Here is a 6,363-nt window from a genome sequence, read left to right on the forward strand (position 1 = left end):
AAACGGCATTGTCACGTATGCGCCGGTTTCCTGTCGTCAATTGATGCGCTATGCAGCGCGGGAGCCAGCAAGATACCCGAATGGGATAAGCCAGTGCGGAGGGGTTGATGAGCGACATCGAACGCGAAAGCATGGAATTCGACGTGGTTATCGTCGGTGCCGGGCCGGCGGGCCTCGCCGCCGCCATCCGCCTCAAGCAGGTCAATCCCGAGCTTTCGGTCGTCGTCCTGGAGAAGGGCGGTGAGGTCGGCGCCCATATTCTCTCCGGCGCCGTCGTCGATCCGATCGGCATCGACCGGCTCTTGCCGGGCTGGCGCGACGAGGACGGCCATCCCTTCAAGACGCCGGTCACCGCGGACCATTTCCTGGTCCTTGGTCCTGCCGGCTCGTTCCGTCTGCCCAACATTTTCATGCCGCCGCTGATGAACAATCACGGCAACTACATCGTTTCGCTGGGCAATGTCTGCCGCTGGCTGGCGACCAAGGCCGAAGCGCTCGGCGTCGAGATCTATCCGGGCTTTGCCGCTGCCGGCCTGCTCTACAATGAGCAAGGCGCCGTCACCGGCGTCGTCACCGGCGACATGGGCGTCGAGAAGGACGGAACGCACGGCCCGGGTTTCGCACCCGGCATGGCGCTGATGGGCAAATATGTGCTGATCGGGGAGGGCGCTCGCGGCTCGCTCGCCAAGCAGCTGATCGCCAGATACAAGCTTTCCGATGGCCGCGAACCGGGCAAATACGGCATCGGCCTGAAGGAACTCTGGCAGGTCAAGCCGGAGAACCACCGGCCGGGGCTGGTCCAGCATTCCTTCGGCTGGCCGCTTGACTTGAAGACCGGCGGCGGCTCGTTCCTCTACCATCTCGAAGATAATCAGGTGGCGGTCGGCTTCGTCCTTCATCTCAATTACAAGAATCCCTGGCTGTCGCCGTTCGAGGAATTCCAGCGCTTCAAGACCCATCCGGCGATCGCGGCTACGTTCGAAGGCGGCAAGCGGCTGGGCTATGGCGCGCGCGCCATCACCGAGGGTGGCTGGCAGTCGGTGCCGAAATTGTCCTTCCCCGGCGGTGCGCTGATGGGCTGTGCCGCGGGCTTCGTCAACGTGCCGCGCATCAAGGGTTCGCACAATGCGGTGCTGTCCGGCATGCTGGCGGCCGAGCATGTCGCCGAGGCGATCGGCGCCGGGCGCGCCAACGACGAACTCGCTTCCTACGAGGAAGCCTGGCGCGCGACCGACATCGGCAAGGATCTGAAGAAGGTGCGCAACGTCAAGCCGCTGTGGTCGCGCTTCGGCACCATCGTCGGTGTCGGCCTTGGCGGCCTCGACATGTGGCTGAACACGCTGTTCGGTGTCTCGCCCTTCGGCACGCTGAAGCATGGCAAGGCCGACTATGCAACGCTCGAGCCTGCCGCCCGGCACAAGAAGATCGCCTATCCGAAGCCCGATGGCGTGCTGACTTTCGACAGGCTGTCCTCGGTGTTCCTGTCCAACACCAATCACGAGGAAAACGAGCCGGTCCACCTGCTTGTCGGCGACATGGAGCTGCAGAAGCGTTCCGAGCACGATGTCTTTGCGGGCCCCTCGACGCGCTATTGTCCGGCCGGGGTTTACGAGTGGGTCGACAGGGACGGCAACGCCGCCGCCGATCCCACGGCCAAGGATGTGCGCTTCGTCATCAACGCGCAGAACTGCGTCCACTGCAAGACATGCGACATCAAGGACCCGAACCAGAACATCAACTGGGTGCCGCCGCAAGGCGGAGAAGGCCCGGTCTATCAGGGCATGTAGGCCCGCGCCGGCCGCAGCGTGCAAAGGTCCCGACGATGGCTCGGGGTCTCCCGTGGCATGTGGAACATTAGAACTGTTGAAACTGCCGCGCGCTTATGGTTCCATTCCTTGACGATAAGGAGATGGCCAATGCGCCTGGCGGTTCTGGCATGCCTTGTGGCGATCGGTGCGCTGTTCGGCTTGGCTTCGGCGGCCTCGGCCGGCACCAGGGTGGTGGTCAAGACGCGGACCTACGACATCACCGGGAACACGGGGCTGGCGCTAGTCCAGGCTATGGACCGCAAAGGGCCGAAGCACGGCTTCATGACGCATGCCATCGCGCTGACCGGCTACGCAGTGGATTGGGACCTTGACACCAGCCAGGACAATGGCGTCTGCCGCTTGCGGCGTGCCAACGGCACGCTCAATCTCTTCTACACATTTCCGCGTGTCGCCTCGGCCACCACCCCGACGCTCCGGAAGCGCTGGACGCGGTTCTTCGCCGGCGTCCGCGCCCATGAGGAAACCCATGGCCGCATCGCCAGGGAGATGATGCGGGCCACGGAAAGATCCATCTCCGGCCTCAGGATTGCCGACGACCCGTCCTGCTACAAGACACGTCGCGAGGCACAGCGACGCATCAAGGCCACCAATGCCGCATATGAGGCCAAGCAGCTCGCTTTCGATGCGCGCGAGCATCGCGACGGCGGCCATGTCCAGCATCTCGTCATCGCTTTGGTCAGGCCCTGATCCTTCAGCCTGGCGTCTTGCCGGCCTGGACAATGGCCGCGGTCGCGGTTTCATGTTCATCGAGCGGCTTTTGCTGATTCAGCCTGAGCGAGAACTCCACCATGACCGGAAGGTGATCCGAGCCGGTGTCTTCCAGCCGTGTCGCCGAATGGATCGTCACGCCGCCCTTGCTGAAAACCTGGTCGATCGGCAGGCCGGCGAAGCGCCGCAGGAAATCCGGCAGCCTGATGTGGATCCAGGTCGGGCCGGCGGAAGGCAGGACGGTCAGCCCGCCAAGCGCCGCGACCCGCCGCACGGCGGCACTCCATGGGGCGGCATTGCAGTCGCCCGCCATGATGGCCGTCTCGCCGAGCGCGGAAAGCGGCTCCGTCAACTCGCCGATCTGCCAGTACTGCTCGCGTGGCCAGGGCCAGCTGAGATGGATCGCGGCGACATCGACGTCGATGCCGCCGAAGTCGACGGTCGCTGTCGCCATGGCACCACGCCTTTCGCAACGCGCCTCGGTGCCGGCGGCAAAGGGCCGCCGCGAGAGCAGCGCGACGCCGAATATCTTGTTAGGGTAAGGACAGAGGATCCGGTATGGATATGCGCTGCTGATATAGCCAAGCTCGGTCGCCCACATCGCCGACACCTCGTCGAGGGTGATCACGTCGGGATTGGTCCGGCCGATCAGCGACAGCACCTTCTTCGGCGTTGGATTGTCGTAGCGCAGGTTCATCTGCAGCAGCTTGTAGATCGCGCGGTCTTCGTTCTTGGCTTCATAGGCGGCCTGAACCGGCCACAGGCGGGAGAAGGACAGCGAGCCGGAAGTGGTGGCGAAGGCCGCCACGGCAAAAAGCAGTGCCACGGCCGCTTGCAGTCGAAATGTCGTGGCCAGCAGCGGCAGTGCGCAAAGCGCCATCAGCACGGCAAGATGGACGCGGAAATGCGAGAAGGAATCGAAGGCGGGATGCAGCGTTCCGAAAAACCCGGCCACCAGCGCGATCGAACAGGCCAGCATTGCCAGGAATGCAACCGAAATCAGCAATGTCCCGAAGCCCGCTCTCTCCATGCCGCCTGCTTATCGGCAGAAATGCGGCTCAATCAAGATGACGAAATGCCCATGCGATGCGTGGAATCGGCCTACTGGAACGCCGTTTCCGAAAAACTTCTGAGCTTGCGCGAATGCAACCGCTCCATCGGCATTTCCGCGAGCTTCTCCATAGCCCTGATGCCGATGGTCAGGTGCTGCGCCACCTGGCGCTTGTAGAATTCGGTCGCCATGCCGGGCAGCTTCAACTCGCCATGCAGCGGTTTGTCCGAAACGCACAGCAGCGTGCCGTAGGGAACACGGAAGCGGAAGCCATTGGCGGCGATGGTCGCCGATTCCATGTCGAGTGCGATGGCGCGAGATTGCGACAGACGCTGTACCGGCCCACGCTGGTCGCGCAGCTCCCAGTTGCGATTGTCGATGGTGGCGACGGTGCCGGTGCGCATGATGCGCTTCAGGTCGTAGCCCGAAAGGCCGGTGACTTCGGCGACGGCTTCCTGCAACGCCACCTGGATCTCGGCCAGCGGCGGGATCGGCACCCAGACCGGAAGATCGTCGTCCAGCACGTGGTCCTCGCGCACATAGGCATGCGCCAGCACATAGTCGCCCAGCGCCTGGGTGTTGCGCAAGCCGGCGCAGTGACCGAGCATCACCCAGGCATGCGGCCTCAGCACCGCAATATGGTCGGTGATGGTCTTGGCGTTGGAAGGCCCGACGCCGATATTGACCATGGTGATGCCGCCATGTCCCGATTTCTTCAGGTGATAGGCCGGCATCTGCGGCAGGCGCGGCGGTGCAACGCCTTCGCTGGGCGCGCTCTGCCCGCCCTTGGTGATGACATTGCCCGGCTCGACGAACTCCGTGTATCCGCCGCCGCCATTGGCCATCAGGTCGCGGGCGCGGGCGACGAATTCGTCGATGTAGAACTGATAGTTGGTGAACAGCACGAAGTTCTGGAAATGCTGCGGCGTGGTTGCCGTATAGTGCGACAGCCGGTGCAGCGAATAGTCGATGCGCTGCGCCGTGAAGGGCGCCAGAGGCCTCGGCTCGCCGAAGGCGACTTCGAAGGTGCCGTTGGCGATCTGGTCGTCGGTGCCGTCGAGATCGGGCACGTCGAACAGGTCGCGGATCGGCCGCTTGATGCGCTCTGCCGTCGCGCCGTCGACATGGGTGCCTTCAAGGAAGGCGAAATGCAGCGGGATGGGTGTGGTCGATTCCGACACCGTGACCGCAACCCCATGATTGCGCATGATCAGGCGCAACTGCTCGACGAGGTAGCTTTCGAACAGGCCCGGCTGGGTGATGGTGGTGGAAAAATGCCCAGGCGTCGGCATATGCCCATAGGCCTGGCGCGAGTCGATCTGGGTGAATGAGTTGGTGGTGACGCCGATCTCCGGATAGAAGGCCCGGTAGCGCTTGCCATTATCACCGCCTGCTGCCGCCAATTCTGCGAAGGAGTCGCGCAGGAACTTGGTGTTGCGATCGTAAAGCGCCTGCAGTGCCTTGACGGCCTTTTCAGCGCTATCAAAGCTTTGCCGGCCAAAAGGCTCCGGCATGACGACAGATTCGATGGCTTGTGGGTAGATTCGCTTTTCCATGGCTCAATATAGAGACTTGGATCGGCACTTGGGAGGGGTGTCGCGACCGAAGGCGGTCAAAGCGCCGTTTTTCTTCAACCGCGCTGCAGGCTGACCAGAAGCACAAAGCCGACGCCGGACTTCTTCAGGGCCGGTGCGTCGATCGTCGAGCCGGTGTCGGCGCGCATCATCGGCACGGCCAGGACCGGAGCGGCCAGAACCGTCAGGATAAGCGCCGCCCGCGGCAGAAGCCGAAGGGTCTTGAGAGCGTTGGCGGCGATGCGGTTCATGGCGTTCAGCTTTTCTTTTCGAGGTCTTGGTTTCTTTGTTCAGTTGCGAAGATGGGTGGGGCAGGCGAGGCGGCAGGTTCTGGAACTGGCTTCGTCCCAGGCGCGGGCCGGACGGCCCGCTTCAGCGACGAGGATGGCGAAGAACATTCCAAACAGGCTCACCAGCAGGCAGACGATGGTGAAGCGGCGAGCAAGCATTGGGTCGGTCTCCTTCAACACGCCGGAGAATGCCCTGATGCAACTGAACCGGCTCTGATGGCGGCGTTCATCTGCGGTTCAAGATGATTGACGGGGTTTCGATGGCGCTGGCGTCGGTTGGATAGCCGCCGGCCTCCATCGAGCATCACCGGCGCAGGATGTGTCGACAAAACGAAAACGGGGCCCGTCGGGGCCCCGTCATCAGGTCGGAAAGATGCGCTCGATCAGAGCTTGTGCCAGGTCTGGCTCTTGCAGATCAGCCCGCCGAGCACGCAGCCGCTCATCTTGAGAGAGGTGCCCGACAATGTCGCCTTGCCCGAATAGGTCTTGTCGTTTGCCGGATCGGTGATGTTGCCGGCATATTTGTTGTCGCCCGTCGCCTTGAGGGAGCCGATGGTCTTGCCGGCATATTTGCCGGACTTGAGCGTGATGGAAAACGAGCCGCCGCCAGCGATGGCTGCGGTGTCGCCGGCCTGCGTCTTCCAATTGCCCTCGATCGGATCGGCCCAGGCCGCACCGGCCATGATCAATGTGGCCGCAAGGGCCAGGCTCACTCTTCGAAACATGTCTTCCTCCCTTTAGATGTCCGGCCGGATGCTCCGCCTCGGTCTGCCGCTTACGCAAACGTAAGCTAATCCAGCTCCCGGCAAAACAAAAGCGGTGCCGCAACGGAAGACTTTCGGATTTTGAAGGGCCCCGAATGCGCCTCCTGGCCAAGGAAATGAAACGATCGGCGCATCGCCTTTGTCTCC

General features: G+C 63.0%; 7 protein-coding genes. 2 read left to right on the forward strand and 5 right to left on the reverse strand.

The annotated features are described in order from the left end of the window. Positions 1–107: 107 nt before the first annotated feature. Both EN991_RS18945 and EN991_RS18950 read left to right on the forward strand, forming a co-directional pair. On the forward strand, positions 108–1,787 hold the full coding sequence (locus EN991_RS18945; protein WP_127369303.1) for an electron transfer flavoprotein-ubiquinone oxidoreductase: 1,680 nt from the start codon (positions 108–110) through the stop codon (positions 1,785–1,787). Between the two features lie 129 nt (positions 1,788–1,916). After that, entirely contained in the window at positions 1,917–2,516 is a 600-nt protein-coding gene (locus EN991_RS18950; protein ID WP_127369304.1) for a DUF922 domain-containing protein, read from the forward strand. Positions 2,517–2,520: 4 nt separating this feature from the next. On the opposite strand, the gene EN991_RS18955 is transcribed toward EN991_RS18950, so the two are convergent. The 5 genes from EN991_RS18955 to EN991_RS18970 all read right to left on the reverse strand — a co-directional run bounded on the left by EN991_RS18955 (position 2,521) and on the right by EN991_RS18970 (position 6,177). Next, positions 2,521–3,567 (reverse strand): endonuclease/exonuclease/phosphatase family protein, encoded by a 1,047-nt coding sequence (locus tag EN991_RS18955; RefSeq protein WP_127369305.1) that lies wholly within the window; start codon positions 3,565–3,567, stop codon positions 2,521–2,523. A 71-nt stretch (positions 3,568–3,638) separates the two neighbouring features. Beyond that, complete coding sequence (locus EN991_RS18960; protein ID WP_245459357.1) at positions 3,639–5,102, reverse strand: AMP nucleosidase; 1,464 nt, start codon at positions 5,100–5,102, stop codon at positions 3,639–3,641. A gap of 116 nt (positions 5,103–5,218) precedes the next feature. Further along, the gene (locus EN991_RS18965) at positions 5,219–5,413 is read right to left on the reverse strand and encodes a hypothetical protein (RefSeq protein ID WP_027162961.1); all 195 of its coding nucleotides are present in this window, start codon (positions 5,411–5,413) and stop codon (positions 5,219–5,221) included. A gap of 39 nt (positions 5,414–5,452) precedes the next feature. Then, complete coding sequence (locus EN991_RS39920; RefSeq protein ID WP_023812838.1) at positions 5,453–5,611, reverse strand: hypothetical protein; 159 nt, start codon at positions 5,609–5,611, stop codon at positions 5,453–5,455. 224 nt (positions 5,612–5,835) lie between these two features. Then, positions 5,836–6,177 (reverse strand): DUF2147 domain-containing protein, encoded by a 342-nt coding sequence (locus EN991_RS18970; protein ID WP_013532615.1) that lies wholly within the window; start codon positions 6,175–6,177, stop codon positions 5,836–5,838. Positions 6,178–6,363: the final 186 nt, after the last annotated feature.

The sequence above is a fragment of the Mesorhizobium sp. M7A.F.Ca.US.005.03.2.1 genome, from assembly GCF_003997795.1.
In the GTDB taxonomy this organism is placed as follows: Bacteria; Pseudomonadota; Alphaproteobacteria; order Rhizobiales; family Rhizobiaceae; genus Mesorhizobium; species Mesorhizobium ciceri.